The organism is Variovorax sp. PEI5 (assembly GCF_056679935.1).
In genome coordinates this window covers 776,846-802,337 of sequence record NZ_CM155257.1, presented here as the reverse complement: position 1 = coordinate 802,337, position 25,492 = coordinate 776,846, and the positions used below count along the sequence as shown (strand labels likewise).

Genomic DNA, 25,492 nt, shown 5'->3' with positions numbered 1-25,492 from the left:
GTCGAGGGCAGCCCGGTTTACCGCGCTGCCCTTTTTCATTCCCGATCCCCCCTCCCCGTCCTTCGTCTTGAGCCAGCCCACGCCCGCGATCGTTGCCCAGAGTGCCGTACGCCGGATGCCGCGCATCGCCCTGCTGCTGCTGTGCGCCGCGTACCTGATGCCCGGCCTGCTCGGCCGTGGCCCCTGGAAGAGCGCCGACATCGCCAGCTATGGCTACATGGCCGAACTGGCACGGACCTCCGAGGGCCTGGCGCGCTGGTTCGACCCGCTGCTGCTCGGCCTGCGGCCCGACACGCCGGCGCTTTTCCCGTACTGGTTCGGCGCGCTGGCGATCAAGATCGCGCCGGCCTGGATCACGCCCGACCTGGCCGTGCGCATCGCCTTCGCGCTGCTGCTCTGGGGTGCGTTCTCGGCCACCTGGTATGCGGTCTACCACTTGGCGCGCACGCCCGATGCGCAACCCGTGGCCTTCGCCTTCGGGGGCGAGGCCCAACCGACCGACTACGCGCGCGCCATCGCCGATGGCGCGCTGCTGGCCCTGATCGCCTGCCTCGGACTGGCCCAGCTCGGCCACGAGACCACGCCGGCGCTGACGCAGCTCTTCTTCGCCGCCTGGCTGTTCTATGGCGTCGCCGCCTGGCCCTACCACCGGCGCGGCGCGCTGGGCGCCACCGTGGCGGGCCTGCTCGGCCTGACCCTGAGCGGCGCACCGACCGTGGCATTGGCGCTCGGACTGGGCAGCCTGCTGGTGGTGGCCATCGACCGCCGTCGCCATGCCCGGCGCCTGACCGACACCACCACGCTCTACGCCGACATCACGCGCGAGGCGCCGCTCCATCCCGCGGGCACCTTGCGCTGGATCGCCGGCACTGCCCTGGTGGCCGCAGGGCTGGCGGCGCTGCTGGGCCTGTGGCGATGGCAGATCGTGCTGCCGGGCCTGCGCGCGGACAAGTCGCTCGGCTCCGACCTGCGCAGCCTGGCCAAGCTGATGCTGTGGTTCACCTGGCCGGCCTGGCCGCTGGTGGTGTGGACGCTCTGGCGCTGGCGCCGCCAGCTGGCCGCGCGCCACCTGGCGCTGCCCCTGCTGTTCCTGGCGGTCCCGCTGGCGGCGACCTGGACCACCGATTTCTCCGATCGCTCGCTGCTGCTGGGCCTGCCGGCCGTGGCCACGCTGGCCGCGTTCGCCCTGCCGACCCTGCGGCGCAGCGTGGCGGCCCTGGTCGACTGGTTCACCCTGCTCTTCTTCAGCAGCGCCGCCGTCATCATCTGGGGCTACTGGATCGCCATGCAGACCGGCACGCCGCCCAAGATGGCGGCCAGCGTCGCGCGCCTGACGCCGGGCTTCGTGCCGCAGTTCTCGTGGCTGACATTGCTCTTCGCCATCGCGGCGACGCTGGCCTGGTGCTGGCTGGTGCGCTGGCGCAGCGGGCGCCATCGCGCCGCGCTGTGGAAGTCGCTGGTGCTGCCCAGTGGCGGCGCGGCGCTGTGCTGGCTGCTGGGCACCACGCTGTGGCTGCCCTCGCTCGACTACGCCCTGAGCTATGCGCCGCAGGTCCGGGCCATCGCCGAGCGCATCGAGGGCGCCGACGGCGCATCGCGCGCCGAGCGCCCGCCGACCTGCCTGGCCCTGCTCGGCGTCGGACGCGCGCAGATCGCGGCCCTGCGCCACCATGGCAATTTCGACCTGCGGCCGCTGGTGCCCGACACCGCCTGCGGCTGGATGGTGGTCGGTCCCGATGCCATCACCCGCCTGAAGGACGTCGCCAGCTTCGATCGCTGGCGCCTGGTGGGCACCCTGCGCCGCCCGAGCAGCGCCAGCGACGACCTGCTGCTCTACCAGCGCAGCGGCCCGTGACGGTCGACCCCGCCACGCCGCGCGCGAGCGAACGCCGCCTGATCGCCGGCCACGCCGGCACCGTGCTGGTCGGCCAGCTCGCGGTGATGGCCTTCGGCGTCACCGACACCATCGTGGCCGGACGCTATGCCGAAGGCGCGCTGGCCGCGCTGTCGGTGGGCTCGGCCATCTTCATCAGCGTCTTCGTCTCGCTCATGGGCCTGGTGCAGGCATTGCTGCCGGTCTGGGCCGAGCTGCATGGCGGGCGCCGCACGACCGAGGTCGGGCGCTCGGTGCGCCAGTCGCTCTATGTCTGCGCCATCGCCATCGTCGTGGGCATGGCGGTGCTGTGGATGCCCGCCCCGCTGCTGCGCTGGACCGAGGTGCCGGCGTCGATGCGCGGCGACGTCGAGCGCTATCTCGCCATCCTGGCCTTCGCGCTGCCGCCGGCGCTGCTGTTCCGGATCTTCGGCACGCTCAACCAGAGCCTGGGCAAGCCGCGGCTCGTCACGTGGCTGCAGCTCGGTGCGCTGGTCATCAAGCTGCCGCTGTCGATCTGGCTGACCTTCGGCGGCGCCGGCGTGCCGGCCCAGGGCCTGGCCGGCTGCGGCTGGGCCACGCTGGTGGTCAACTGGACCATGCTGGCCTGCGCGGTCGTGGTGCTGCGGCGCGAGTCGTTCTACGCCCCCTACGACCTCTGGCGGCGTCTCGAGGCGCCCGACTGGCGCGCGCTGGCGCAGTTCGCCCGTCTGGGCGTGCCCGCGGCCCTGGCCGTGCTGGTGGAGGTCACCTCGTTCACGCTGATGGCGCTGTTCATCGCGCGCCTGGGCACGGTCGCCTCGGCGGCGCACCAGATCGCCTCCAACCTCACCGCCGTGGCCTACATGTTCCCGCTCTCGCTCGCCATCGCGACCAGCGCGCGCGTGAGTTTCTGGCTCGGCGCCGGCGATGCCGCCGGGGCGCGGCAGGCCTGCCGGCGCGGGGTCGAGCTGACCCTGCTGTGCGCCCTGCTCTGGGCGGCGGCGATGGTCGCGCTGCGCTGGCCGATCGCGGGCGTGTACTCCGACCGGCCCGCCGTCGTCGCGCTGGCGGCGACCCTGCTGCTGGCGACCGCCGCCTACCACCTGGCCGATGCCGTGCAGACGCTGTGCGTGTTCGTGCTGCGCTGCTATCGCATCACCGTGGTGCCGCTGATCCTGTATTGCGGCCTGCTCTGGGGGGTCGGCCTGGGTGGCAGCTACGTGCTGGCCTATCGCGGGTTCGGCCCCTGGGGCGCGATGCAGTCGCCGCTGGCCTTCTGGCTCATGAGCGCGCTGGCGCTGGCCGCCACGGCGTTGCTGTTCGCCGCCCTGCTCTGGCGCACGCTCAGGCGAGCGCGCTGACCGCTGGCGCGGTGGCCACCAGCGCCGGCCGCAGCGGGCGCAGGCGGCTGGCCGGGAACAGCAGCACGAAGCGCGAGCCCTTGCCGACCGTGCTCTCGATCCGCAGCTCGGCCCCATGGCGCTGCGCCACGTGCTTCACGATCGCCAGCCCCAGACCGGTGCCGCCGGTCTCCCGCGAACGACTGCGATCGACGCGATAGAAGCGCTCGGTCAGGCGCGGGATGTGTTCGGCCGCGATGCCCGGACCGCTGTCGCGCACCGCGTATTCGCCCCGGCCGTCGCCCAGCACCCGCCAGCTCACCACCACCTCGCCGCCCCCGGGGGTGTAGCGGATGGCGTTGCTCACGAGGTTGGACATGGCGCTCTGCAGTTCGGTCGGCGCGCCGGCGATCTCGGCGTCGTCCTGCAGGTCGAACACCAGCCGATGCGCGTTCACGGGCGAGAGCCGGCTCGACAGTCCGCGCGCCTCGTCCTCGCATTGCGCCAGCAGGGCCCGCACGCGCGTCCACTGCCCGACCTTGGGCGCGGCGCTGCCCTCCAGGCGCGACAGCGTCAGCAGGTCGTTGACCAGCGTCTCCATGCGATGCGACTGCTGCGCCATCAACGCCAGGTAGCGGGCGCGCTCGTCGGCTTCGAGCGGCAGGTTCTGCAATGTCTCGACGAAGCCCGCCAGCACCGTCAGCGGCGTGCGGATCTCGTGCGACACGTTGGCCACGAAATCGCGCCGCATGGCTTCGGCCTGCTCCAGCGAGGTGATGTCGCGCGTCAGCAGCATGCGGCGGTTGCCGGCATAGGGATGCGCCTGCACCGACAGGCGCAACGGCTGGTGCCCCGCGCCGTGGCGCGCGTAGGTGGCGTCGATCACGACGTCGCGGCTGTAGTTGTGCGAGGCGAGATAGGCCACGAAGGCCGGATCGCGCACCAGGTTGGACAGGTGCTGGAGCAGGTCGCGGTCGGCGTCGATGCCCAGGTGGCCGGCGGCCGTCTGGTTGCTCCACTCGATGCGCCCCTGCGCGTCGAGCAGCACCACGCCATTGGGCGAGGCCTGGATGGCGGCGAGGAATTCCTGCAGGCGCTCCTCGGCCTGGCGGGTCTGCTGCTCGCGCTCGCGCAGCAGCTTGCGGATGCGCTCGGCCAGCTCGCCCCAGATGCCGGCGCCACGCGTCGGCAGGCCGCGGACATCCGTGCGCAGCACGGCGAGCAGCCGTCGCGCGCGCACCGCGTCGAGCGCGAACCAGAGCGCCGCGCCGGCCCAGGCGCCCCAACCGGCCCGCCACCAGCCGGCCGTGAGTCCGACCAGGACCGTGCCGGCCAGCGTCGCCAGAAGGAAGAGTGCGATGCGAAACGGCATGACGCTCGATTATCCGGGGTGGACCGCGCCGGGCGTCGCGCGGCCGGGATTCAAACCGTGACCTGCGCCGTCAGGCGGTAGCCGGCGCCGCGCACGGTCTCGACCATCGGCGCGGCGCTGCCCAGCGACTCGCGCAGGCGCTTGACGTGCACGTCGACCGTGCGCTCCTCGATGTAGACGTGGTCGCCCCAGACGTTGTCCAGCAACTGCGAGCGGCTGTGTACGCGCTCGGCGTGCTGCATGAGATAGCACAGCAGCTTGAACTCGGTCGGTCCCACCTTCAGCGGAGCGCCCTGCCAGGTCACGCGGTGCGTCGCGGTGTCGAGCACCAGGTCGCCGATGACGACGCGCTCGTCCGGCAGCACCGGCGCGCGGCGCCGCAGCACGGCGCGGATGCGCGCGAGCATCTCCTGCGTGGAGAACGGCTTGGTGATGTAGTCGTCGGCGCCGGCGTCCAGGCCGGCCACCTTGTCGGGTTCGTCGCCGCGCGCGGTGAGCATGACGATCGGGATCGCCTTGGTGCGGGCTTCCTTGCGCCACTGGCGCGCGAGCTGCAGCCCGCTCTGCCCCGGCAGCATCCAGTCGAGCAGGATCAGGTCGGGCGCCAGGGTGTCGATCTCGCGCTGCGCCGCCGCGCCGTCTTCCGCCCAGATCGGCTCGAACCCGTTGTGGCGCAGGTTGACCGCGATCAGCTCGGCGATCGAGGACTCGTCTTCGACGATCAGGACACGTGGTTTTTTCATGGCTCGGATTGTCCGGCGCTCGCGCGACCGGCATGCAGGGACTGGGGCCGGCGTTCGACCTATTCGAGCGCCGATTCGATCTCGGCCATCGACGTGTGGCGCACGTCGGCGCCCTTGACGATGTAGATGATGAATTCGGCGATGTTCTTGGCGTGGTCGCCGATGCGCTCGATGGCCTTGGCCAGGAACAGCAGGTCGAGACTCGCCGAGATGGTGCGCGGGTCCTCCATCATGTAGGTGACGAGCTTGCGCACGAAACCGTCGAACTCCTGGTCGATCTGGTCGTCCTCCTTCAGGATCGACAGCGCCGCGGCGGTGTCGAGCCGGGCGAAGGCATCGAGCGCCTTGCGCAGCAGGCCCGAGGCCAGGTCGGCGGCGATGCGCAGCTCGGTCGATGGCAGGGCGCGCGCCGCGCCGCTCTCGATGATCGACTTCACCATGCGGGCGATCTTGTGGGCCTCGTCGCCCACGCGCTCGAGGTTGGCGGTGGTCTTGGAGATGGCGATCAGCAGGCGCAGGTCACGCGCGGTCGGCTGGCGGCGCGCGATGATCGAGGAGAGCTCGCGGTCGATCTCCATCTCCATCGCATTGACGCGCACCTCGGTCTCCACGACCCGGTCGGCGGCATCGGCGTCGAACTCCGACAGCGCGTAGACCGCCTGGTGGATCTGCGACTCCACCATGCCGCCGAGCTCCATCACGCGCGACGACACGCCATTGAGCTCGCTGTCGAACTGGCTGGAAAGATGTTTTTCTGTCATGACAATGCTCCTGAATCAGCACGTTGTCTTTGCGAGGAACACCGCGGAACCGGCTCTGCCGGGCCGCTGGTGCTGCCCCCTGCAAGGGGGTTGGCGAAAGCGACACGAAGTGCGCGAAGACTGGGGGTGAGCCGAGCTCATCCGAAGCGGCCGGTGATGTAGTCCTCGGTCTCCTTGCGCTGCGGCTTGAAGAACATCTGCTCGGTCTGGCCGAACTCGATCAGGTCGCCGAGGTACATGTAGGCCGTGTAGTCGCTGCAGCGCGCCGCCTGCTGCATGTTGTGCGTCACGATGACCACGGTGTAGTCGCTCTTGAGCTCGGCGATCAGCTCCTCGACCTTGCCGGTGGAGATCGGGTCGAGCGCCGAGCATGGTTCGTCGAGCAGCAGCACCTCGGGCTTGATGGCGATGCCGCGCGCGATGCACAGGCGCTGCTGCTGGCCGCCCGAGAGGCCGGAGCCGCTCTGCTGCAGCTTGTCGCGCACCTCGGTCCACAGCGCCGCCTTCTTGAGCGCCCACTCCACGCGGTCGTCCATGTCGCTCGCGCTGAGGTTCTCGAACAGCTTCACGCCGAAGGCGATGTTGTCGTAGATCGACATCGGGAACGGCGTCGGCTTCTGGAACACCATGCCGACCTTGGCGCGGATCAGCGCCACGTCCTGCTTGGAGGTCAGCAGGTTCTCGCCGTCGACCGAGATCACGCCTTCGGCGCGCTGCTCGGGATAGAGCTCGAACATGCGGTTGAAGGTGCGCAGCAGGGTCGACTTGCCGCAGCCCGACGGGCCGATGAAGGCCGTCACCTTGTTCTCGGGGATCTCGAGGTTGATGCCCTTGAGGGCGTGGAACTTGCCATAGTAGAAGTTCAGGTCCTTGACCGAGATCTTCGAACGCACGGGAGGGGAAGCGAGGGTGGTGGGCATGATGGCTGCGCCGATCGGTGGCTAGTGTTTGGAGCGCGTCAGCACGCGCGCGAGGATGTTGAGGCCCAGCACGGCGGCGGTGATCAGGAAGACCCCGGCCCAGGCCAGCTTCTGCCAGTTCTCGTAGGGACTCATCGCGAACTTGAAGATCGTCACCGGCAGGCTGGCCATCGGCTGGCTGACATCGGCGGTCCAGAACTGGTTGTTGAGCGCGGTGAACAGCAGCGGCGCGGTCTCGCCGGCGATGCGGGCGACGGCCAGCAGGATGCCGGTGACGACGCCGGCGCGGGCCGCGCGCAGCGTGATGCTCATGATCACCTTCCACTTCGGCGTGCCCAGGGCGTAGGCCGCCTCGCGCAGGCCCGGCGGCACCAGCTGCAGCATGTTCTCGGTCGTGCGGATGACCACCGGGATCACGATGAGCGCCAGCGCCAGCGCGCCGGCCAGACCCGAGAAGGTCTTGAAGTACGCCACCACGACGGCATAGACGAACAGGCCGATCACGATCGAGGGCGCCGACAGCAGGATGTCGTTGACGAAGCGCGTGAGCGACGAAAGCCAGCCCTTGGGGTCGTACTCGGCCAGGTAGATGCCGGCCATGATGCCGATCGGCGTGCCGACGAAGGTGGCCAGGCCGACCATCACCAGCGAGCCGAAGATCGCGTTGGCGATGCCGCCCGCCTCGTTGGGCGGCGGCGTCATCTCGGTGAAGGTCGCCAGCGCGATGCCGCCGATGCCCTGGCGCAGCGTCTCCCACAGGATCCACATGAGCCAGAACACGCCGAAGGCCATCGCCAGCAGCGACAGCGTCAGGGCGACCTGGTTGACGCGCTTGCGGCTGGCGAACCGCGCCGCGCGCGTCTCGTCGAGCCGGCGGGCGGCGAGGAGTCTCTCGGCGGTGCTCACGATTTGGTTCCTTCGCTCTTCTTCATGCGCTGCAGCAGCACCTTCGACAGCGTCAGGACGACGAAAGTGATGAAGAACAGCACCAGGCCGAGGTACATCAGCGCCGCCTGGTGCAGGCCGGCGCCGGCTTCGGCGAATTCGTTGGCCAGCGCCGAGGTGATGCTGTTGGCGGCCTCGAAGACCGACAGCGAGTTGAGCTGGTTCATGTTGCCGATGACGAAGGTCACGGCCATGGTCTCGCCCAGCGCGCGGCCCAGTCCCAGCATGATGCCGCCGATGACGCCGGCCTTGGTATAGGGCAGCACCACTTTGGAGACCACCTCCCAGGTGGTCGCGCCCAGGCCGTAGGCCGATTCCTTGAGCAGGGGCGGCGTGACCTCGAAGACGTCGCGCATCACCGAGGCGATGAACGGGATGATCATGATGGCCAGGATGATGCCGGCCGACAGGATGCCGATGCCCACCGGCGGACCCGACACCAGGGCGCCCAGATAGGGCACGCCGGCGAACAGGCTCTGCAGCGGCTGCTGCACGTAGGTCGAGAGGATCGGCCCGAACACCAGCAGGCCCCACATGCCATAGACGATCGACGGCACCGCGGCCAGCAGCTCGATGGCCGTGCCCAGCGGCCGCTTGAGCCACGACGGCGACATCTCGGTGAGGAACAGCGCGATGCCGAAGCTCACCGGCACCGCGATCACCAGGGCGATGAACGAGGTCGCGAGCGTGCCGTAGATCATCACCAGGCCGCCGTACTCCTCCTGCACCGGATCCCAGACGCTGCTGGTCAGGAAGCCCAGCCCGTACTTGGTGATCGCCGGCCAGGCGCCGGCGACCAGCGACAGCAGGATGCCGAAGAGCAGCGCCAGCGTCAGCAGCGCCGCGCCCTTGGCCGCCAGGCCGAACAGCCGGTCGGTGGCGGCGCCGGTGCGCGGTCGCCGGGTCGGCGGCGGGTTGACGGTCGCGCGCGGACGTTCGACGGCCAGGTCGAGCGGCGCGCCTTGGGCGGGGAAGGTGGATGACAAGGGTCGCTCCGTGAGTGGGGGGATCGACGCGCCGGGGGGCGTGGGGCCGTTCATGCGCGTCGGCGGATGCGCTTTACTTGAAGGCGACGGGCTTGCCCGACGCATCCTTGACGTTGTCGGCCCAGGCCTTGGCGATGATGGCCTTCACGCTGTCGGGCATCGGCACGTAGTCGAGGTCGGCGGCGGTCTTGTCGCCGCTCTTGTAGGCCCAATCGAAGAACTTCAGCACGGCGGCCGCGTTGGCGGGCTTGTCCTGCACCTTGTGCACCAGGATGAAGGTGCCGGTGGTGATCGGCCAGGCGTCCTTGCCGGGCTTGTTGTTGAGGATCTGATAGAAGCTCTTGTTCCAGTCGGCGCCGGCGGCGGCGGCCTTGAAGGTCTCGTCGTCCGGCGAGACGAAGGCGCCCGAGGCGTTCTGCAGCTGGGCATACGACATCTTGTTCTGCTTGACGTAGGCGTACTCGACATAGCCGATCGAGTTGGGCAGGCGGCCGACGAAGGCGGCGACGCCCTCGTTGCCCTTGCCACCCGCGCCCGTCGGCCAGTTCACCGCCGTGCCCTCGCCGACCTTGGACTTCCACTCCGGATTGACCTGGCTGAGGTAGTTGGTGAACGCGAAGCTGGTGCCCGAACCATCGGCGCGGCGCACCGGGGCGATGGTGGCATCGGGCAGTGCCAGGGCGCCGTTGAGGGCCTTGATCGCCGGGTCGTTCCACTTGGTGATCTTGCCGAGGTAGATGTCGCCGAGCACCTGGCCGTTGAGCTTGAGCTCGCCGGGCTTGATGCCCTGGATGTTGACCACCGGCACGACGCCGCCGACCACCGTCGGGAACTGCATCAGGCCCTTGGCCTGCAGGTCCTCGTCCTTGAGCGGCGCGTCGGAGGCGCCGAAGTCGACCGTCTTGGCCTCGATCTGCTTCAGGCCGGCGCCCGAGCCGACCGACTGGTAGTTGATCTTGACGCCGGTGGCCTTGTTGTAGTCGGAGGCCCACTTGGCATAGAGCGGCGCCGGGAAGCTGGCGCCGGCACCGGTGATGTCCTGCGCGAAGGTCACATGGGAGAAGGAGCAGGCGGCGGCGACGAGCGTGGCAGCGGCGAATCGGAAAGTCGTTGGCATGAGGCTTCCTGTAAGAGGTTCTGCCGCTCCCCGTGATGGGGTTCTGGCGTTGCCGGCGGACTTTAGAAAGCTTCTGTGACGCCCTCGTGACAGCGTCTCCAGAGGGAAAGCTCTCGTTTCCATGGCCCGGCGTCATGACGACGTCACGCAACTGTCATGGTCCCGCGTGGCGGCGACGGATACCATCAAAGGTTCTCATCGGTTCCTCCACGCCGGGGCTCGCTCCCGCCGCTGGGTCGTTGTCCTTCCCTCTTCCTCGTTTCTCTCCATGCAAAACGGCTCACTCCTCGCGGCGATCGACCTCGGCTCCAACAGCTTCCGGCTGGAGATCGGCCAGGTCGACCATGGACAGATCCGGCGCACCGAATACCTGAAGGAGACCGTGCGCCTGGGCAACGGACTCGACGCCGACCGCAACCTCACGCCCGAGGCCATGCAGCGCGGCTGGGACACCCTGGCGCGCTTCGGCGAACGCCTGGCGGGCTTCAAGCGCGCGCAGGTGCGCGCCGTCGCCACCCAGACCCTGCGCGAGGCGCGCAACCGGGAGGAATTCCTGCTGCGCGCGCGCACCGTGCTGGGCTTCGGCATCGACGTCATCCCCGGCCGCGAGGAAGCGCGGCTGATCTACCAGGGCGTGGCGCACATGCTGCCGCAGAACGAGGCATCGGGCCGGGAACGCCGGCTGGTGGTGGACATCGGCGGGCGCTCGACCGAGATGATCATCGGCCACGCGCTCGAGGCGGAGGTGGTCGAGTCCTATCGCGTGGGCAGCGTCGCCTGGTCGATGAAGCATTTCCCCCAGGGCCAGTTCACGGCCTCGGCCTTCCGCACCGCCGAGATCGCCGCCAAGGCGGTGCTCGACGAAGCGCTCACCAGCCATGCGCCGGACCGCTGGGACGTCGCGTATGGCGCCTCCGGCACCATCGGCGCGGTGGGCGACGTGCTCGCGGCCTCGGGCGCCCCGGCGGGCGTGGTCACGCGCGAGGGACTCGACTGGCTGCTCGACCGCCTGCTCAAGGCCGGCAATGCCGAGCGGCTGCGCATGGATGGCATGCGCGAGGATCGCAAGGCCGTCATCGGCGGCGGCCTGAGCGTGCTGCGCGCGGTGTTCGACCTGCTGGACATCCGCGAGATGAAGGTCGCGCAGGGCGCGCTGCGCCATGGCGTGCTCTACGAGCTGCAGGACCGCAACGATGGCGCCACCGACCTGCGCGGCGCCACGATCTCGCGCCTGGCGGCCCGCTTCTCCATCGATTCGGCCCAGGCCCGCCGGGTGTCCGGGACCGCCACCGCGCTCTACCTGCAGCTCGAGCCCGGCGCCGGCGACGGCAGCGCCACGAGCCGCGCCGGGCGGGCGCTGCGCGCCCTGGGCTGGGCGGCGCAGCTCCACGAGATCGGCGCGCAGATCTCGCACAGCGAATATCACAAGCACGGCGCCTACGTGCTGGACCATGCCGACGCGCCGGGCTTCGCGACCAACGAACTGCATCTCCTGAGCCAGCTGGTGCTGGGACATCGCGGCAAGCTGCGCAAGCTGGAGACCGCGCTCGACGACGAGGGCTTCGTGACGCAGGTGCTGGCACTGCGCCTGGCGGTCATCCTGTGCCACGCGCGGCGCGACCCGGATCCGCTGGCGCTGAACGTGGCGCGCAATGGCCGCGCCTTCGTGCTGCGCTGCCGCAGCCGCTGGATCGACGCCTATCCGCAGTCGGCGCACCTGCTGCGCGAGGAGACGCTGGCCTGGCAGAAGACCGGCTGGCGCGTCGAATTCGAGGTCAGCTGATCAGAGCAGCTCGGGCGTCTGGACGGTCACGACCACGGTCTGCACGTCGCCGTCGCGCTCGCGCGTGCGGATCCACCAGACCGAGCCCTTGCGCACCGGGCAGCTCTCGTGCTGCCAGCCCAGCAGCTGCGAGATCGCCTGGCCGAGCGCGGGCTGGTGGCCCACCACCAGCACCACCGACTTGCCGTTGGGCCAGCCGGCCGCCGCCAGCAGCGCCTGGGGCGTGGTCTCCGGGATCAGCTCGTCGCGCAGCTTGTAGCGGCGCTCCAATGCCATCACGGTCTGCTCGCAGCGGCGTGCCGGACTGCTGATGATGCGCGTGCCCTCGGGCAGCTGGCGGTCGAGCCAGCCCGCCATGCGCCGGGCCTGCTTCTCGCCCCGCGCGGTGAGCGCGCGCTGCATGTCGTCACAGCCGTCGGTCCAGTCCTCGGCTTCGGCGTGGCGCCAGAAAATCAGGTCCATGACACCGTTCCTTCTCGAATGTGTTCAGGCGGCGCGGCCGCCGGTGCGCGACCCATAGCGGTCCATGAGCGCGCGCTGGGCGCCATGCGCCTCGATCTGGCGCGAGGCGCCCTCCTCGCCCGGATGCGTGTCGCCGTTGACGCGGCGGTAGACGCCGTCGGCGCCCAGGTCCCAGGCATCGCGGCCGTCGTGCAGGTAGGCCACCAGGCATTCGTCGATGATCCGCTGGCGCAGCACCGGATCGGTCACGGGCCAGGCCAGCTCGACGCGTCGCATCATGTTGCGGTTCATCCAGTCGGCGCTCGACAGGTAGAGCGACTCGTCCGGTCCGTTGCGGAAATAGAAGACGCGCGAATGCTCCAGGAAGCGCCCGATCACCGAGCGCACGCGGATGTTGTCGGTCAGGCCCGGCAGCTGCGCCGGCAGGGTGCAGGCGCCGCGCACGACCAGGTCGATCTTCACGCCCTTCTGCCCGGCCCGGACCAGCGCGGCGACCAGCAGGTCGTCGGTCAGCGCGTTCATCTTGGCCACGATCCGGGTCGGCTCGCCGCGCTCGGCGGCGGCGCCGATGGCGTCGATCTGCGCCACCAGGTTGCGGTGCAGGTCGAAGGGTGCGACCCACATCCGGTTCAACCTGGGCAACCGGCTCTGGCCGGCCAGGTGCACGAACACGGCATCCATGTCGGCGGTCAGCAGCGGGTCGGCCGTCAGGTGGCTGATGTCGGTGTAGAGCGCGGCGGTGCGCGGGTTGTAGTTGCCGGTGGACAGGTGGCCATAGCGGCGCATCTGCTTGCCCTCGCGCCGCGTCACCAGCAGCATCTTGGCGTGCGTCTTCAGCCCGACCACGCCATACACCACCTGGGCGCCGATCGACTCCAGCATCTCGGCCCAGTTGATGTTGGCCTCCTCGTCGAAGCGGGCCTTCAGCTCGACCACCGCCATCACTTCCTTGCCGCGCCGCACGCCCTCGCGCAGCAGCTCCATCATTTCCGAGTCGGCGCCGGTGCGGTAGATGGTCTGCTTGATCGCCAGCACCTGCGGGTCCTGCACGGCCTCGCGCAGGAAGGCCAGCACGCCGTCGAAGCTCTCGAAGGGCTGGTGGACGAGGACGTCGCCGCGCTGCAGGCGATCGAAGAACGACTGCCCGGTCGACAGCGTGACCGGATAGGAGGCCTTGTACGGCTGGAAGCGCAGCGCCTTGAGGGCCGGCTCGTCGAGCAGGTCGATCAGCTGCGTCAGGCGGGCCAGGTTGACCGGCCCGTGCACGCGATAGAGCGCCTGCGGCGGCAGGTTGAATTGCGCCAGCAGGAAGCTCGCCAGCGATTCGGCGCAGCTCGCCGACACCTCCAGCCGCACCGCCTGCCCGAAGTGGCGGTGCTCCAGCCCCTGGCGCAGCGCGGTGCGCAGGTTCTTGACGTCCTCCTCGTCGACCGAGAGGTCGGAGTTGCGCGTCACGCGGAATTGCGAGAAGTCGCCGACCTCGCGGTCTGGGAACATGCTCGAGAGATGCGCGCGCACGATGCTGGAGAGCGCCACGAACAGCGTGCGGCCGCCCGAGACCTTGGCCGGCATCCGGATCATGCGCGGCAGCACGCGCGGCACCTTCAGGATGGCGATCGGGTTCTCGCGACCGAAGGCATCCTTGCCGCTGAGCCGCACGATGAAGTTGAGCGACTTGTTGGCCACCTGCGGGAACGGGTGCGAGGGATCGAGCCCGACCGGGATCAGCAGCGGCCGCACCTCGCGCTCGAAGTACTCCTGGACCCAGCGGCGCTGGGTCGGGTTGCGCTCGCCGTGCGAGATGACATGGATGCCGTGGGCGGCGAAGGCCGGCATCAGCGCATCGTTGTAGAGCGCGTACTTCTCGGCCACCATGGCATGGGTGACCTCGGCCAGGCGCTCGAACGATTCGACCGAGCCGCCGCCCTTGGCCTGGCCGCTGGTCGCGGCGATCAGGTGCGGCGCCGCCCTCACCTCGAAGAACTCGTCGAGGTTGGAGGCCACGATGCACAGGTAGCGCAGGCGCTCGATCAGTGGCACCTCGGGCCGCCGGGCCCAGTCGAGGACGCGACGGTTGAAGGCCAGGATGCTGTGATCGCGATCGAGCAGCACCAGCGTGGACGCGGCGCCGGGCGCGGCGTCGGCGGCGCTGTTGACGGCCAGCGGAGGAGCGGAGATTTCGGTCGGGATGGGGACCGCGGGAGGCTGCATGTTCGCGAATTCCGATACCGGGCAAGATGATGCGCCTGCGGAGTCTGTCGGGCAAAGCCCAAGATTGTTACAGACTCTCATGACAGTTCCGTGACGGTACCGGCCGCCCCCATGACCCCGTTCAGTGCCCCAGGAAGTGCTTGCGATAGCGCGGCGGCAGGTCGCCGATGCGCATCAGCATCGGCAGGTCGGCGCTGTTGAAATCCGGGTCCCAGGCCGGCGCGCCGAGCACCTTGGCGCCCAGGCGCAGGTAGCCCTTGATGAGCGCCGGCGGCTCGACGTCGAGCGTGCCGTCGAGCCGGTCGACCGGCAGGGCCAGGCGCGGCTGGACGTGATAGCGCACCGGTGCCATGTGGGTCGCCGAGAGCTGCCGCCAGATACTGGCCGCCGCGTCGCCGCCGCTCACGCCGTTGTGCGACATCGGGATGCTGGCGCAACCGATCATCACGTCGAGCCGGTTGCGGTGCATGAAGCCCGCCAGGGCGCCCCACAGCGCCAGGATGACGCCGCCCTGGCGGTGGTCCCGATGCACGCAGCTGCGGCCGAGCTCGACCATGCGCTCGCGCACCTCGCGCAGTCGCGTCAGGTCGAATTCGGTGTCGCTGTAGGTGCTGCCGATGCGCCGCGCCTGGGCCGGCGTCAGCACGCGGTAGGTCCCGATCACCTCGCCGGTCGCCTCGTGACGCACCAGCAGGTGCTCGCAGAAGTCGTCGAACAGGTCGATGTCGTGGCCGGGCAGCGTCGAATCCAGGCGCGCGCCCATCTCGCCGGCGAAGACCTGGTGACGCAGGCGCTGGGCGGCGCGCACGTCGTCGAGATGGCGCGCCCAGCCGACGTTCAGTCCGGTGGTGCCGTCGACGCCGGCGGCGGCCTTCGGCGCGGCCGGAGCCACGCGCGCGGCCGGCGGCGCCCGCCAGAGCGACGGGCGCACGCCGAGTTGCGAAATCGGGAACAGGGGATTGGGCAGTTCGGGCATGGCGATCTCCATCGATGACCGCCAGTCTGTCGACGCCGCATGAAAGCGCCGTGTCGCCGGCATGTCGATCGGGTGACGCATCGACCACCACGCCACCGCGCGGGACGTTTATGCTGATGTCTTTACTTAAGCTTTTCTGCTTATGAAAAACGCCATGACGCAAGCACCGATCCAGGTCCACACCTGGCCCACGCCCAATGGGCACAAGGTCCACATCATGCTGGAGGAATGTGGCCTCCCCTACGAGGTGCATGCGGTCGACATCGGTCAGGGCGAGCAGTTCGCGCCCGACTTCCTGGCCATCAGCCCGAACAACAAGATCCCCGCTATCACCGATCCCTCGGGTCCGGACGGCCAGCCGATCTCGCTCTTCGAATCCGGGGCGATCCTGGTCTACCTGGCGGGCAAGACCGGCCGACTGCTGCCCACGGGCGACCGGGCCCGCTACGAGGTCCTGCAGTGGCTGATGTTCCAGATGGGCGGCGTCGGTCCGATGCTCGGCCAGGCACATCACTTCCGTCTGTACGCGCCCGAGAAGCTGCCCTATGCCATCGAGCGCTACACCAACGAGGCCCGGCGCCTGTATGGCGTGATCGACCGGCAGCTCGGCCGCCACGCGTTCATCGCCGGCGCCGAGTATTCGATCGCCGACATCGCGATCTTTCCCTGGCTGCGCAGCTGGCAGAACCAGGGCGTGGTGCTCGAGGACTATCCGCACCTGAAGACGTGGTTCGACGCCCTCGCCGCCCGGCCGGCCGTCCAGCGTGGCGTCGCGGTGCTGGCCGAGCGGCGCAAGCCGCTCACGGGCGACAAGGAACGCGAGATCCTGTTCGGCCGCACGCAGTACGAGAAGCGCTAGACGGATCCACCGCCGCGCGCGCCCGCACCCGGAGACGCCCATGAACTTCGACGATGCCACCGAGGTCAGCCGCTTCGACGAGGGGCCCTGGACCGTGCGCGTCCACGTCGTGCCGACGCGGCGGGACGGTCCCGTCGAGTGCCATGCCGACGTCTATCGCGAAGGCCGGCACAAGTGCCGGCTGACGCTGGTCGGCCACCGGCACGAGCCGGCTTCCGCCGTCGCCGCCCTGGAACAGCGGGCACGCGTCTTCATCGAGGAATGGAGCACCCGCGACCACACCGGGGACACCGGGCTGGCCGAGCTGTAGCGGCGGCCCGGCGGGCCGCCTAGGGCGCCCACGTCGCGGGCACCGAGCCCTCGCAGCGCGTGGCGCCGGTGCCCGCCTCGGTGCTCATGCGGACCCTGACGCTGCGCGCGTCGATCGGCTCGATGGCACGGCCGAGGCTGCGCGCCAGGTCGCGCGCATTGCGGACCAGCCCGTCGCGGCAGGCCTGTTCCACGCTCTCGCGCGATGCCTTCGGCCGGGCATGGACGGTCGATATCGTGAAGCCGCCGGGTCGGTTGTCGACCTTGTAGAGCGGCTCCGGAGCGCCGCCGCCGAAGGGCGACATGCCCGCGCAGCCGCACAGGGCCAGCGTCGCCGCCGCGGCCGTCGCGCCCCGCCAGGGCCATCGGAAGTCAGTCATGGGGATCTCCTCGAATGATGTCGATCGCCCCATTCTGACAAGGCCCCGGCGCCGGCATGGCGCGCGCGCCTAGGTGGCGCGCGGCCGGAGACCGTGGCGCAGCCGCTCGCCCCATGCGAAGAGCCGGCCGAAGGCGCGGCCCCAGCGCGGGCGCTGCCGCTCGAGCGCCAGGCCGAGGATCGCCGCGACGAACAGCACGCTGGTCAGTGCCAGCGCGTACTGGCCATGGTCCTCGACCCGCAGGCCGAAGAGCACGCGCCAGAGGATCAGCAGCGGGAAGTGCAGCACGTAGATCGGGAACGTGAGGTCGGCCAGCACGCGGAACCGGTCGACCAGGCCGCCATGCACCGCCGGCTGGCCCGACGGCAGCAGCCACAGCGCCACCGCCACGCACAGGCCGGCGGTGGTGTCGGTCACGAACTCGTTGGCGAAGAAGAACGGCACCGTCCCGATCGGATAGGGAAATGGCGGCACGCGGGCCACGACGAGAGCCGCCGCGCCCAACGCCAGCGCGACGCCGAGCCACAGCACCGGGGTCCTCACCGCCGGGCGCGGCAGCAGGTAGGCGGCGCAGCCCATCAGCCAGATCGGCATCATCAGCAGGATCTTGGGACCGGCGATCGCGCATGCCGCCAGGGCCAGCAGCCACGAGCGCCAGCCGCGCCCCGTGCAGAACCAGAGGCCGAAGATCATGTAGTACCAGAACTCGAAGCTCAGGGACCAGAGGGCGCCGTTGGCCGGCGGCGCCGCGGAGAAGAACCAGGTCTCGTTGAGGAACAGGCCGGTCACCGCATAGCGCGGGCCGAAGGCGCCCCGCACGTATTCGGCCATCAGGCCCGGATCGCCCTGCGCGCGCACCGCCAGCTCGACCACGGCGGTGAGGATCAGGGCCGGGATCACCATCGAGAACAGGCGGCTCCACCGGGCCTGCAGGAACTCGCCCAGCCCACGGCGCCGCGTGTTCGTCGTGTAGGCGATGACGAAGCCCGACAGCACGAAGAACACCACGATCGCCGAGTGGGCGGCCTCACCGGGGCGCAACGGGTCGTGCGTGGTGGAGGGCAACCACATGTCCTGGGCATGCGCGAACAGCACCGTCAGCGCGGCCCCCAGTCGCAGCATGTCCAGGACCAGGCTGGCGCTGGCGCCGATCGATCGCGTTCGAACCGTCATCGGGTCTCCTCACACTCAAACACTTAAGTAGTACTTTGATACTATCAGTGATTGCAGGTGAAATCCGACCCGGGATCATTGCGAATTCACCAGAATTTCCACCATGGACGCCTGGGCGCCGAGGCGAAGCGCAGCGGCGCGCCGAACTCGCTGACGATGCCGGCGCGCCGCCGCAGCTCCTGTTCCAGCCGGTCGCCGCGTTGTGCCAGGTAGCCGCTGCCACGCAGGGCGGCACGCCGGTGTCGCTGGATCGCCACGGCCAGTTCGCGGTCCGACATCAGGGCCGGGTCGGCATCGTCATCCATCTTCGATTCCTCGCTTTCCCGGCCGCTTCACAGCAGCCATTCGATCGGCAACCACGACATCAGGCGCACGCCCGTGCGTTTCCACCATGTCGTGCCGGGCTCGGTGTCGTGGCGCACGACGCCATCGGATGTCGGCTCCAGCCAGTGGAGGCGTCCCTGCGCATCGAGCTTCACCTGGTAGGACTGCGCGGGGATCTGGCGCGTGAAGGCATCCTCGACGGCGGCGGCGAGCACCGGACTGTCGATGACGAAGCCGAGTTCGGTGTTCAGGTGCGCCGAGCGCGGATCGAAGTTGAAGGAGCCGATGAAGACGCGCTGGCGATCGACCGAGAAGGTCTTGGCATGCAGGCTCGAATCCGAGCTTCCGACGGCGCCCGAGCCCCCGCTGCCGCCTCCACCACCACCGCTGCCAATGCTACTGCCACCGGGCAGGCCGCCCCGGCGGCGCATCTCGAACAGTTCCACCCCGGCCGCCAGCAATGGCACGCGGCGTCGCGCATAGCCTGAATGAACCGCCGCCACGTCGGTGGCCTCCAGGGCGTTGGTCAGGATGCGCACCCGGACGCCCTGCCGCGCCAGCGCGGTGAAGGCGGCCACGCCCTCGGCGCCCGGCACGAAATACGCCGACACCAGTTCGACGTCACGACGCGGCTTGCGCAGCAGGCGCTCCAGTTCGGAGGCCATCAGATCGCTGCGCGCCACCGCGCCCTGCCCCTTCGCCGGATCGTCGCTCAGGGTCTGCACGGCGGCCCACTCCAGGCTCAGCCGGCCGGCGCGCAGGTCGACCGCGAAGTCGGAACCCTTGACCGCTCGCAGATAGCGACGGCGCTCGGGATCGGCCGCGACCTCGGCGCGGATGCGATCCAGGGGCGCCAGGTCGGCCGATCGCCCCGGCCCCAGCAGCAGGTCCACCGGATAGGCCGATTCGCTGGCCCAGTAGCGGTCGAAATCGGTCGCGATGTCGCGCGCCGCCGGACCGAAGGCCAGGACGTCGAGGTCGGCGAAGACCAGGCCCTCGACCAGCGCGTCGAAGTACTCGTCGCCGATGTTGCGCCCGCCGATGATGGTCGCCTGGGCATCGGCGCTGAAGGACTTGTTGTGCATGCGCCGGTTGGCGCGCGAGAAATCGGTGACGAAGCCCAGCGGCTTGAACCAGCGCACCGTGAACGGGTTGAACAGCCGCACCTCGATGCGGGGATGGGCGTCCAGCGCGGCCAGGACCGGGTCGAGGCCCGGGATGCCGTTGTCGTCCAGCAGCAGCCGGACCCGCACGCCGCGATCGGCCGCCTCGCGCAGCGCCTGGAGCAGCAGGCGGCCGGTGGTGTCGTCGCGCCAGATGTACGACTGCACGTCCAGCGTGCGCTCGGCCGCCGCCGCCAGCAGCATGCGGGCGGCGAAGGCGTCGATGCCATCGGGCAGCGGATGGATGCCGGAACTGCCCGCCGGCTGCGCGGCCGCCCGCTGCGCCACGGCCTGGCCGATCGCCGTGGTCGCCGCCTCGTCGGCCGTCAGTGCCCGCGATGGCGCCAGGTCCGCGCGCGGGGGCAGCGCGCAGGCCACCAGCGAAAGCGCTGCCAGCAGCATCGCGACACGGTGCCACCAGGTCGCGATCCAGCCACGAGGCTGTGAATCGTCGGACACGGGGCGGGATGGGGAACGGACGTACATGGTGCGTCGGATTGTTTCCCAGCCGATGCGGCCGCTCGGTCAGACGGCGTGCCCAAATCGCCGCGCGTAGGGCTTCCAGACCTCCGGCTGGAACTGGATCCAGCCGTGGATGCCGAACGGCAGCTCGGCGAGCTCACGCCGGCCCGAGCGCAGGTCCGGCGCGACCTCGTCGACGTGCTCGGCGCCGAACCGGGCCGCGATGCGACGTGGCGGCACCTTGAAGTCGCGCGACTGCCGCGGGAAGTGGCGCAGCACGAAGAGGTCCTCCCACACGCCCCGGCCGCGCGCCACGGCCAGATCGGCATAGAGGTCGATGTAGCGCTCGAAGCGGCGCGTCAGGCGCAGGAAGGTGTCGACCTTGCGCAGGCCGAAGCCGCCATTGGCGAGATAGCCCGTCGAGGTCGCGCGCAGCAGCTTGTGCAGCGTGTCGTGGTTCGCGGCCCGGCCGAGCGAGCGCTGGTGCCCGCGCTCCCAGGTGCGGTGGTGGATCACCGCCCCGACGTAGTCGTAGCCCCGGTGGCACCACGCCGTCAGCTCGTCGCGGAAGACGAAGGCATCGAGATGGCAGATCAGCAGGTAGCGATAGTCGTGGAAGCGGGCATAGAAGCGCGGGCTCAGCAGCATCCGGGCATATTCGTCCAGGCCATTCCATTCGAAGCGCAGGAAACGGATGGTGGCGCGGCCACGGCAGAAGTCCTCGTACCAGCGGGTGTCGAGGCCCGTCGGCACGACGAAGGTGATGGGATGGCGGCCCAGGATGGCCAGGGTCTGCGCGAGCGAGACCTGCTCCAGCGGCTCGGGCTCGGGCAGGTGGGCATGGATGACGACGGTGACCAGATGGGGTTTCATCGCCGGCATGATGCCGGCGCGCCCCGCCGGGCCGACGGCGAACGGGACGGCGTGGCGACGTCGGACAACGTCGCCGGGTCGGGCCGCGCGCGTGGCGCGGCCGGGACCTCAGTGTCGCGTGGCGCCGGCGCCGCGCAGGGTCTCGACCATCTCGGCCACCACCCCGCGCATCGCTTCCCGGGCATCGCGGAAGCCATGCATCGAGGAGTCCTGCCATTGACCGGTGACCAGCAGATCACCCGTCTTGGCGTCGAACAGCTGGACCGACAGCGACTTCATGTACATCTTCACGTCCCAGCGCCAGACGTCGACATAGCTCACGATCGCATCGACGTCCGGGGCGGTGCGCGTGCCGGGGGACAGCGGGGCCTTGACCGTCAGCCCCGCGTCGCGCAGCGCATCGACCAGATGGGCCGTCATCTCGGGCGAGTTGCCATCCTGCGGCGACTGCGCCACGCTGGTGACGGGCGGATGGTAGGACCGCTTGGAGAGCTGGACCTGCTGGGAGGTCGAGCAGCCCGCCAGGAGCACCGAGGCGAGCACGAGGCCCTGGAGGGCCAGACCTTGGAAACCGGGGATTCGCATGAGCAGACACTGGAAGTGAGGGGAAGCTTCATGCTAACAATGTGTTACTCGATGCCCTCCTGGGGCTTGTTCCGAAACAGGGATCCCCGGCGCCGCTTAAGCTGTGCGCCATGATGCAGGACCTCCCCACCTATGAAGACGTCGCCATCGCCGCCGAGCGGCTGCGGCACCAGGCCCACCGCACCCCGGTGCTGCGCTCCTCCACCGCCGACGCCCGCTGGGGCGCCCGCTTCTTCTTCAAGTGCGAGAACTTCCAGCGCATGGGGGCCTTCAAGTTCCGTGGTGCCTTCAATGCGCTGGCGCGCTTCGACGCGACGCAGCGCCAGGGCGGCGCCATCGCGTTCTCCTCCGGCAACCACGCCCAGGCGGTCGCCCTGTCGGCGCGCCTCCTGGACATGCCCGCCCTGATCGTCATGCCGCAGGACGCGCCGGCCGCCAAGCTCGCCGCCACACGCGGCTATGGCGCCGAGGTGGTGCTCTACGACCGCTTCGCGCAGGACCGCGAGGCCCTCACCCGACAACTCGCCGCCGAGCGCGGCATGACCCTGGTCCCGCCCTACGACCATGCCGACGTGATCGCCGGCCAGGGCACCGCCGCCAAGGAGTTGTTCGAGGAGGTCGGCCCGCTCGACGCCCTCTACGTCTGCCTGGGCGGCGGCGGCCTGATCAGTGGCTCGGCCCTGGCGGCGAAGGCGCTGTCGCCCGGCTGCCGGGTCTACGGCGTCGAGCCCGAAGCCGGCGACGATGGCCGGCAATCGCTGCGCGCCGGGCACATCGTCCACATCGACACCCCACGCACCATCGCCGATGGCGCGCAGACCACGCACCTGGGCGAACTCACCTTCGGCATCATCCGGCGCGATGTCGCGGACATCCGCACCGTGACCGATGTCCAGCTGATCGAGGGCATGCGCTTCTTCGCCGAGCGCATGAAGATGGTGGTGGAGCCGACCGGCTGCCTGGCCTTCGCCGGGGCGGTCGCCGATGCGCCGATGCTGCGCGATGCGCGGGTGGGCGTCATCGTGAGCGGCGGCAATGTCGATCTGGCGCGCTACGCGACCCTCCTCGCGGGCTGAGGAGGCGCGGCATCCCGGTCAGTCGGATGCCGGTCCGGCGTCGAAGACCTCGACCGGCGCCAGCCGGAGCAAGGCGCGCGCCTGCGCCGGCGTGCCCTCGAGCCATCGGTCGAAGTCCGAGGGGTCGAGCGGGATGACGGAACGCTTGTCGGGGTGGTCGGCGCTCGCCTTGGGATCGGGCTTGTGCATGCGCCGCATCAGCGGATGCTCGTCGGCATTGATCGTCAGCATGGTGTAGCTCTCGAGCACCTCACCGGTGGCCTTGTCGGTCCAGGTGTTCCACAGACCCGCCAGGCCCCAGGGATCGCCGTCGGTCCGGCGGAAACGCCACCAGACGTTGTGGCCGGTCTCCCAGTTGGGTTCGTCGAAGGTCGCCGCCGGAATGATGCAGCGCTGGCCCCGCTTCCATGGCTCCTTGTAGCTGGCCTTCTGCTCGAGCTCCTCGGACCGCGCGTTGTTGGTCGGGTACTTCAGCTTGGCCTCCTTGGCGAACCAGGGAATCAGGCCCCACTGGCCGAGCACCACCTCACGCTCGTAGCCGGCGGCCTCGCGCGCCCGGCGGATGAAGGGGCCGGGCGCGCGGGGGAAGACGCCGCGTGGCCAGGGCGCCGTGGCGTCCTGGCGCCCGACCTGCCAGTACCGTTGCACGGCGAGTTCGTCCGGCGTCTCGTATCGATTGCACATCGGCGGATTCTGCGCAGCGGGAGCAACGCGTGCCGCCGCGGTGCCCGGTGCCCATGCACACGGGCGGGATTCGAGGATCGCTGGGTGACCGCCTCCTATAGACGAACGGCATCCATGCCCCTAGCTTCATCCTCTTTTGCGGAGGGAACCCCATGCGTGCACGTTTCTGGATCACCGTCGTCGCGACGGCCGCCACGCTGGCCGGCTGCGGCAAGGAAAGCAACACGGCCTCGAACGTGGAAGCGCCGGGCCGGCCGGAGACGACCAAGAACAGGATGCTCGAGGCGGGCGCCGCCGCGCTGCAGAACATGCCTCCGGTCGAGGCGATCAACGCCTATCTGGATGGCTTCCATTTCTACAACGGCCGGCAGAACATCCAGATGGAGGCGCATCACTACTGCACGTTGCTCAACGACGACCTGATCCAGTGCGTGATCTACGACGGCAACCTCAAGGACGCCAAGATCATGGGCGTCGAGTACATCGTCGATGCCCGGCTCTATGCCACCCTGCCGGCCGAGGAAAAGGCGCTCTGGCACAGCCACGTGCACGAGGTGAAGTCCGGCCAGCTCATCGCGCCCGGCATCCCGGAAGCCGCGGAGAAGGAACTGATGAAGAAACTCGTCAACACCTATGGCAAGACCTGGCACACCTGGCACACGGACCTGGACAAGCAGCTGCCGCTGGGCGTGCCCCAGCTGATGATGGGCTTCACCGCCGACGGCCAGTCCGATGCCGCCATGGTGGCAGCCCGCGATCGACGCTTCGGCGTCGACAGCGCCGAGCGCAGGAAACAGCGCGAGGACATCCCCACGCCGGCGATCGACCCCGGGGCCGACGCCTGGCAGCGCGGCAGGACATTCCAGATCGCGGATCCGACCGGCAGTCAGCATGTGCACGAGCGGGCGACCCTGGGCTCTCCTACTCCTTCGCCCGACACCAACGCCCGCTCCAACCGGGGTCAGTGAAGCCCGTCGATACGGCGAAGGCCGTGGCCCTCTCATGAGAAGGGTCCGGCTTCACGTTCCGTTAAGACTTTTCCATCACACTTCAGACTTGCATGTCACATCACTGAGGCACTTCCCGACGCCCCATCATCAGATCCATCCTTCAGGAGCGCGCATGAATCCAGACGAAAGCTTCATGGCTGGGATCCCGGCGGAAGAGATCCGCCAGCATTTCTCCCTGGCGGCGGCACGTGCCGGCCTCTTGCGGCCGGGCGAGCCGATCGACCAGACGCAGATCGATTTCGCGACCGAGATCGTGACGATCTGCGCCCGCCTGCTCGACCGTTATCCCCATCCCGAATGCCGCTACGACACGCTGGGCGATCTGGTCAGGGGACAGTTGTTCGAACTCTGAACGGCCGCCCCAGCCATCCGGTGGCTTCGCATGCGGCCAAAGACGCGCTAGCGTGGCATCGGCAGAGGCGGCTTCGCGGCCGTCGGTGGGTCGACCAGGCTGTCGGGCGACGCTCTCGAAAATGCGATCCATCCCACCGCGCAGACGACCAGCGCGATGAGAAAGACGATCATCCAGCGAAAGGGCCGATTCGATTCGCGCCGGCTTGTTTTCTGGTCCAGGTCGTTCGGCATTATCAATCCATCAGTCAATGAGTCGGTCCATCGGTGGGTCCAGGGGACGGATGGCCGGGTGACGATGCCGAACCATCAGATGCTGCCGGAAGCGCTGCAGCGTGACGGTCGAGCGGGCATTTCCTCGTCACCGGGAATCGGCACGTTCTCTATTTGGGCGTTCCCGCGCCCAGCGGTTGCGGCGTGGACGCCGGTGTGGAGGTCCCTGTGGAGGTGGTCGGTTCGGCCACGGGACGCTTGATGAAGCTGTTGAACACCAGCGCGGCGAGGACCAGCACCACCACCGCGCCGATGCCCCATCGGAAGACGCGCTTGTTGTCTTGCTGATCACCGTGGCGTTGCCCTGCGTCCTTGACCATGATCTTCCCCGTCTCGCTGTGTGAGTCGAGAAATTAGATTCGCACGAATCGCGGTCCGCGTCGGACATCGGCCCACCCGCGCGTCCCGAAACATCGCATGGGGCGACCCGCGCCGAGCCCCGCTGCGGTCATGAACGCCATCCACCGATCGTCCGCCATGTGCCCGCACCGGACCAGGG

Annotated in this window: 27 protein-coding genes; 8 read left to right on the top strand and 19 right to left on the bottom strand. The window is 69.4% G+C overall.

Features of this window, described 5'->3' with window-relative positions:
* Positions 1 to 67 precede the first annotated feature (67 nt).
* Both AC1MLT_RS03730 and AC1MLT_RS03725 read left to right on the top strand, forming a co-directional pair.
* Positions 68 to 1,855 carry a hypothetical protein gene (locus tag AC1MLT_RS03730; RefSeq protein ID WP_481033931.1) on the top strand — a complete coding sequence of 596 codons (1,788 nt, stop codon included), beginning with the start codon at positions 68 to 70 and terminating at the stop codon, positions 1,853 to 1,855.
* Positions 1,852 to 3,216, top strand: a complete 1,365-nt coding sequence (locus AC1MLT_RS03725) for an MATE family efflux transporter (RefSeq protein WP_481033930.1) — start codon at positions 1,852 to 1,854, stop codon at positions 3,214 to 3,216. Before AC1MLT_RS03730 ends, AC1MLT_RS03725 begins: the two co-directional genes overlap by 4 nt.
* On the opposite strand, the gene phoR is transcribed toward AC1MLT_RS03725, so the two are convergent.
* The 7 genes from phoR to pstS form a co-directional block, all read right to left on the bottom strand.
* The gene (phoR, locus tag AC1MLT_RS03720) at positions 3,200 to 4,567 is read right to left on the bottom strand and encodes a phosphate regulon sensor histidine kinase PhoR (protein ID WP_481033929.1); all 1,368 of its coding nucleotides are present in this window, start codon (positions 4,565 to 4,567) and stop codon (positions 3,200 to 3,202) included. The two genes, AC1MLT_RS03725 and phoR, sit on opposite strands and share 17 nt — an antisense overlap.
* Before the next feature lie 50 nt (positions 4,568 to 4,617).
* On the bottom strand, positions 4,618 to 5,310 hold the full coding sequence (phoB, locus tag AC1MLT_RS03715; RefSeq protein ID WP_481033928.1) for a phosphate regulon transcriptional regulator PhoB: 693 nt from the start codon (positions 5,308 to 5,310) through the stop codon (positions 4,618 to 4,620).
* Between the two features lie 59 nt (positions 5,311 to 5,369).
* Entirely contained in the window at positions 5,370 to 6,071 is a 702-nt protein-coding gene (phoU, locus tag AC1MLT_RS03710; protein ID WP_481033927.1) for a phosphate signaling complex protein PhoU, read from the bottom strand.
* Positions 6,072 to 6,208: 137 nt separating this feature from the next.
* Complete coding sequence (gene pstB / locus AC1MLT_RS03705; RefSeq protein ID WP_481033926.1) at positions 6,209 to 6,991, bottom strand: phosphate ABC transporter ATP-binding protein PstB; 783 nt, start codon at positions 6,989 to 6,991, stop codon at positions 6,209 to 6,211.
* Positions 6,992 to 7,012: 21 nt separating this feature from the next.
* A complete protein-coding gene (gene pstA, locus AC1MLT_RS03700; RefSeq protein WP_481033925.1) occupies positions 7,013 to 7,897 on the bottom strand; it encodes a phosphate ABC transporter permease PstA in 885 nt (294 codons plus the stop codon).
* Positions 7,894 to 8,976: a phosphate ABC transporter permease subunit PstC gene (gene pstC, locus AC1MLT_RS03695; RefSeq protein ID WP_481033924.1), complete on the bottom strand. Its 1,083-nt coding sequence runs from the start codon at positions 8,974 to 8,976 to the stop codon at positions 7,894 to 7,896. Before pstC ends, pstA begins: the two co-directional genes overlap by 4 nt.
* A 19-nt stretch (positions 8,977 to 8,995) precedes the next feature.
* Positions 8,996 to 10,039, bottom strand: coding sequence for a phosphate ABC transporter substrate-binding protein PstS (gene pstS / locus AC1MLT_RS03690; RefSeq protein ID WP_481033923.1), 1,044 nt, complete (start codon positions 10,037 to 10,039; stop codon positions 8,996 to 8,998).
* A gap of 268 nt (positions 10,040 to 10,307) precedes the next feature.
* Between pstS and AC1MLT_RS03685 the strand changes: the two genes are divergently transcribed.
* Positions 10,308 to 11,822: a Ppx/GppA phosphatase family protein gene (locus AC1MLT_RS03685; RefSeq protein WP_481033922.1), complete on the top strand. Its 1,515-nt coding sequence runs from the start codon at positions 10,308 to 10,310 to the stop codon at positions 11,820 to 11,822.
* On the opposite strand, the gene AC1MLT_RS03680 is transcribed toward AC1MLT_RS03685, so the two are convergent.
* From AC1MLT_RS03680 to AC1MLT_RS03670, 3 genes are all read right to left on the bottom strand, one after another.
* Positions 11,823 to 12,284, bottom strand: coding sequence for a SixA phosphatase family protein (locus AC1MLT_RS03680; protein WP_481033921.1), 462 nt, complete (start codon positions 12,282 to 12,284; stop codon positions 11,823 to 11,825).
* A gap of 24 nt (positions 12,285 to 12,308) precedes the next feature.
* Positions 12,309 to 14,495, bottom strand: coding sequence for a polyphosphate kinase 1 (gene ppk1 / locus AC1MLT_RS03675; RefSeq protein WP_481033920.1), 2,187 nt, complete (start codon positions 14,493 to 14,495; stop codon positions 12,309 to 12,311).
* Positions 14,496 to 14,616: 121 nt separating this feature from the next.
* Positions 14,617 to 15,471, bottom strand: coding sequence for a GNAT family N-acetyltransferase (locus AC1MLT_RS03670; RefSeq protein WP_481033919.1), 855 nt, complete (start codon positions 15,469 to 15,471; stop codon positions 14,617 to 14,619).
* Between the two features lie 154 nt (positions 15,472 to 15,625).
* Between AC1MLT_RS03670 and AC1MLT_RS03665 the strand changes: the two genes are divergently transcribed.
* Both AC1MLT_RS03665 and AC1MLT_RS03660 read left to right on the top strand, forming a co-directional pair.
* Entirely contained in the window at positions 15,626 to 16,330 is a 705-nt protein-coding gene (locus AC1MLT_RS03665) for a glutathione binding-like protein (protein ID WP_481033918.1), read from the top strand.
* Positions 16,331 to 16,370: 40 nt separating this feature from the next.
* Positions 16,371 to 16,640, top strand: a complete 270-nt coding sequence (locus tag AC1MLT_RS03660) for a hypothetical protein (protein WP_481033917.1) — start codon at positions 16,371 to 16,373, stop codon at positions 16,638 to 16,640.
* Between the two features lie 19 nt (positions 16,641 to 16,659).
* Here the strand turns inward: AC1MLT_RS03660 and AC1MLT_RS03655 are convergent, their stop codons facing one another.
* The 6 genes from AC1MLT_RS03655 to AC1MLT_RS03630 form a co-directional block, all read right to left on the bottom strand.
* Positions 16,660 to 17,019, bottom strand: coding sequence for a hypothetical protein (locus AC1MLT_RS03655; RefSeq protein ID WP_481033916.1), 360 nt, complete (start codon positions 17,017 to 17,019; stop codon positions 16,660 to 16,662).
* Between the two features lie 69 nt (positions 17,020 to 17,088).
* Positions 17,089 to 18,192 carry an acyltransferase family protein gene (locus tag AC1MLT_RS03650; protein WP_481033915.1) on the bottom strand — a complete coding sequence of 368 codons (1,104 nt, stop codon included), beginning with the start codon at positions 18,190 to 18,192 and terminating at the stop codon, positions 17,089 to 17,091.
* Positions 18,193 to 18,278: 86 nt separating this feature from the next.
* Positions 18,279 to 18,497, bottom strand: a complete 219-nt coding sequence (locus AC1MLT_RS03645; protein WP_481033914.1) for a hypothetical protein — start codon at positions 18,495 to 18,497, stop codon at positions 18,279 to 18,281.
* Between the two features lie 27 nt (positions 18,498 to 18,524).
* Positions 18,525 to 20,081 (bottom strand): phospholipase D family protein, encoded by a 1,557-nt coding sequence (locus AC1MLT_RS03640; RefSeq protein WP_481034896.1) that lies wholly within the window; start codon positions 20,079 to 20,081, stop codon positions 18,525 to 18,527.
* Positions 20,082 to 20,204: 123 nt separating this feature from the next.
* Positions 20,205 to 21,014, bottom strand: coding sequence for a DUF5672 family protein (locus tag AC1MLT_RS03635; protein WP_481033913.1), 810 nt, complete (start codon positions 21,012 to 21,014; stop codon positions 20,205 to 20,207).
* Between the two features lie 108 nt (positions 21,015 to 21,122).
* Positions 21,123 to 21,599, bottom strand: a complete 477-nt coding sequence (locus tag AC1MLT_RS03630) for a hypothetical protein (RefSeq protein ID WP_481033912.1) — start codon at positions 21,597 to 21,599, stop codon at positions 21,123 to 21,125.
* 113 nt (positions 21,600 to 21,712) lie between these two features.
* On the opposite strand from AC1MLT_RS03630, the gene AC1MLT_RS03625 reads away from it, so the two are divergent.
* Positions 21,713 to 22,675: a threo-3-hydroxy-L-aspartate ammonia-lyase gene (locus tag AC1MLT_RS03625; protein ID WP_481034895.1), complete on the top strand. Its 963-nt coding sequence runs from the start codon at positions 21,713 to 21,715 to the stop codon at positions 22,673 to 22,675.
* 18 nt (positions 22,676 to 22,693) lie between these two features.
* Here AC1MLT_RS03625 and AC1MLT_RS03620 read toward each other — a convergent pair whose 3' ends face one another.
* Positions 22,694 to 23,359 (bottom strand): SOS response-associated peptidase, encoded by a 666-nt coding sequence (locus AC1MLT_RS03620; protein ID WP_481033911.1) that lies wholly within the window; start codon positions 23,357 to 23,359, stop codon positions 22,694 to 22,696.
* Between the two features lie 152 nt (positions 23,360 to 23,511).
* Here AC1MLT_RS03620 and AC1MLT_RS03615 point away from each other — a divergent pair, with 152 nt between their 5' ends.
* Positions 23,512 to 24,327, top strand: a complete 816-nt coding sequence (locus tag AC1MLT_RS03615) for an OBAP family protein (protein ID WP_481033910.1) — start codon at positions 23,512 to 23,514, stop codon at positions 24,325 to 24,327.
* Positions 24,328 to 24,481: 154 nt separating this feature from the next.
* Complete coding sequence (locus AC1MLT_RS03610) at positions 24,482 to 24,721, top strand: hypothetical protein (RefSeq protein ID WP_481033909.1); 240 nt, start codon at positions 24,482 to 24,484, stop codon at positions 24,719 to 24,721.
* Between the two features lie 47 nt (positions 24,722 to 24,768).
* On the opposite strand, the gene AC1MLT_RS03605 is transcribed toward AC1MLT_RS03610, so the two are convergent.
* Both AC1MLT_RS03605 and AC1MLT_RS03600 read right to left on the bottom strand, forming a co-directional pair.
* The gene (locus tag AC1MLT_RS03605; protein WP_481033908.1) at positions 24,769 to 24,954 is read right to left on the bottom strand and encodes a hypothetical protein; all 186 of its coding nucleotides are present in this window, start codon (positions 24,952 to 24,954) and stop codon (positions 24,769 to 24,771) included.
* A 149-nt stretch (positions 24,955 to 25,103) separates the two neighbouring features.
* Positions 25,104 to 25,313 (bottom strand): hypothetical protein, encoded by a 210-nt coding sequence (locus tag AC1MLT_RS03600; RefSeq protein WP_481033907.1) that lies wholly within the window; start codon positions 25,311 to 25,313, stop codon positions 25,104 to 25,106.
* Positions 25,314 to 25,492: the final 179 nt, after the last annotated feature.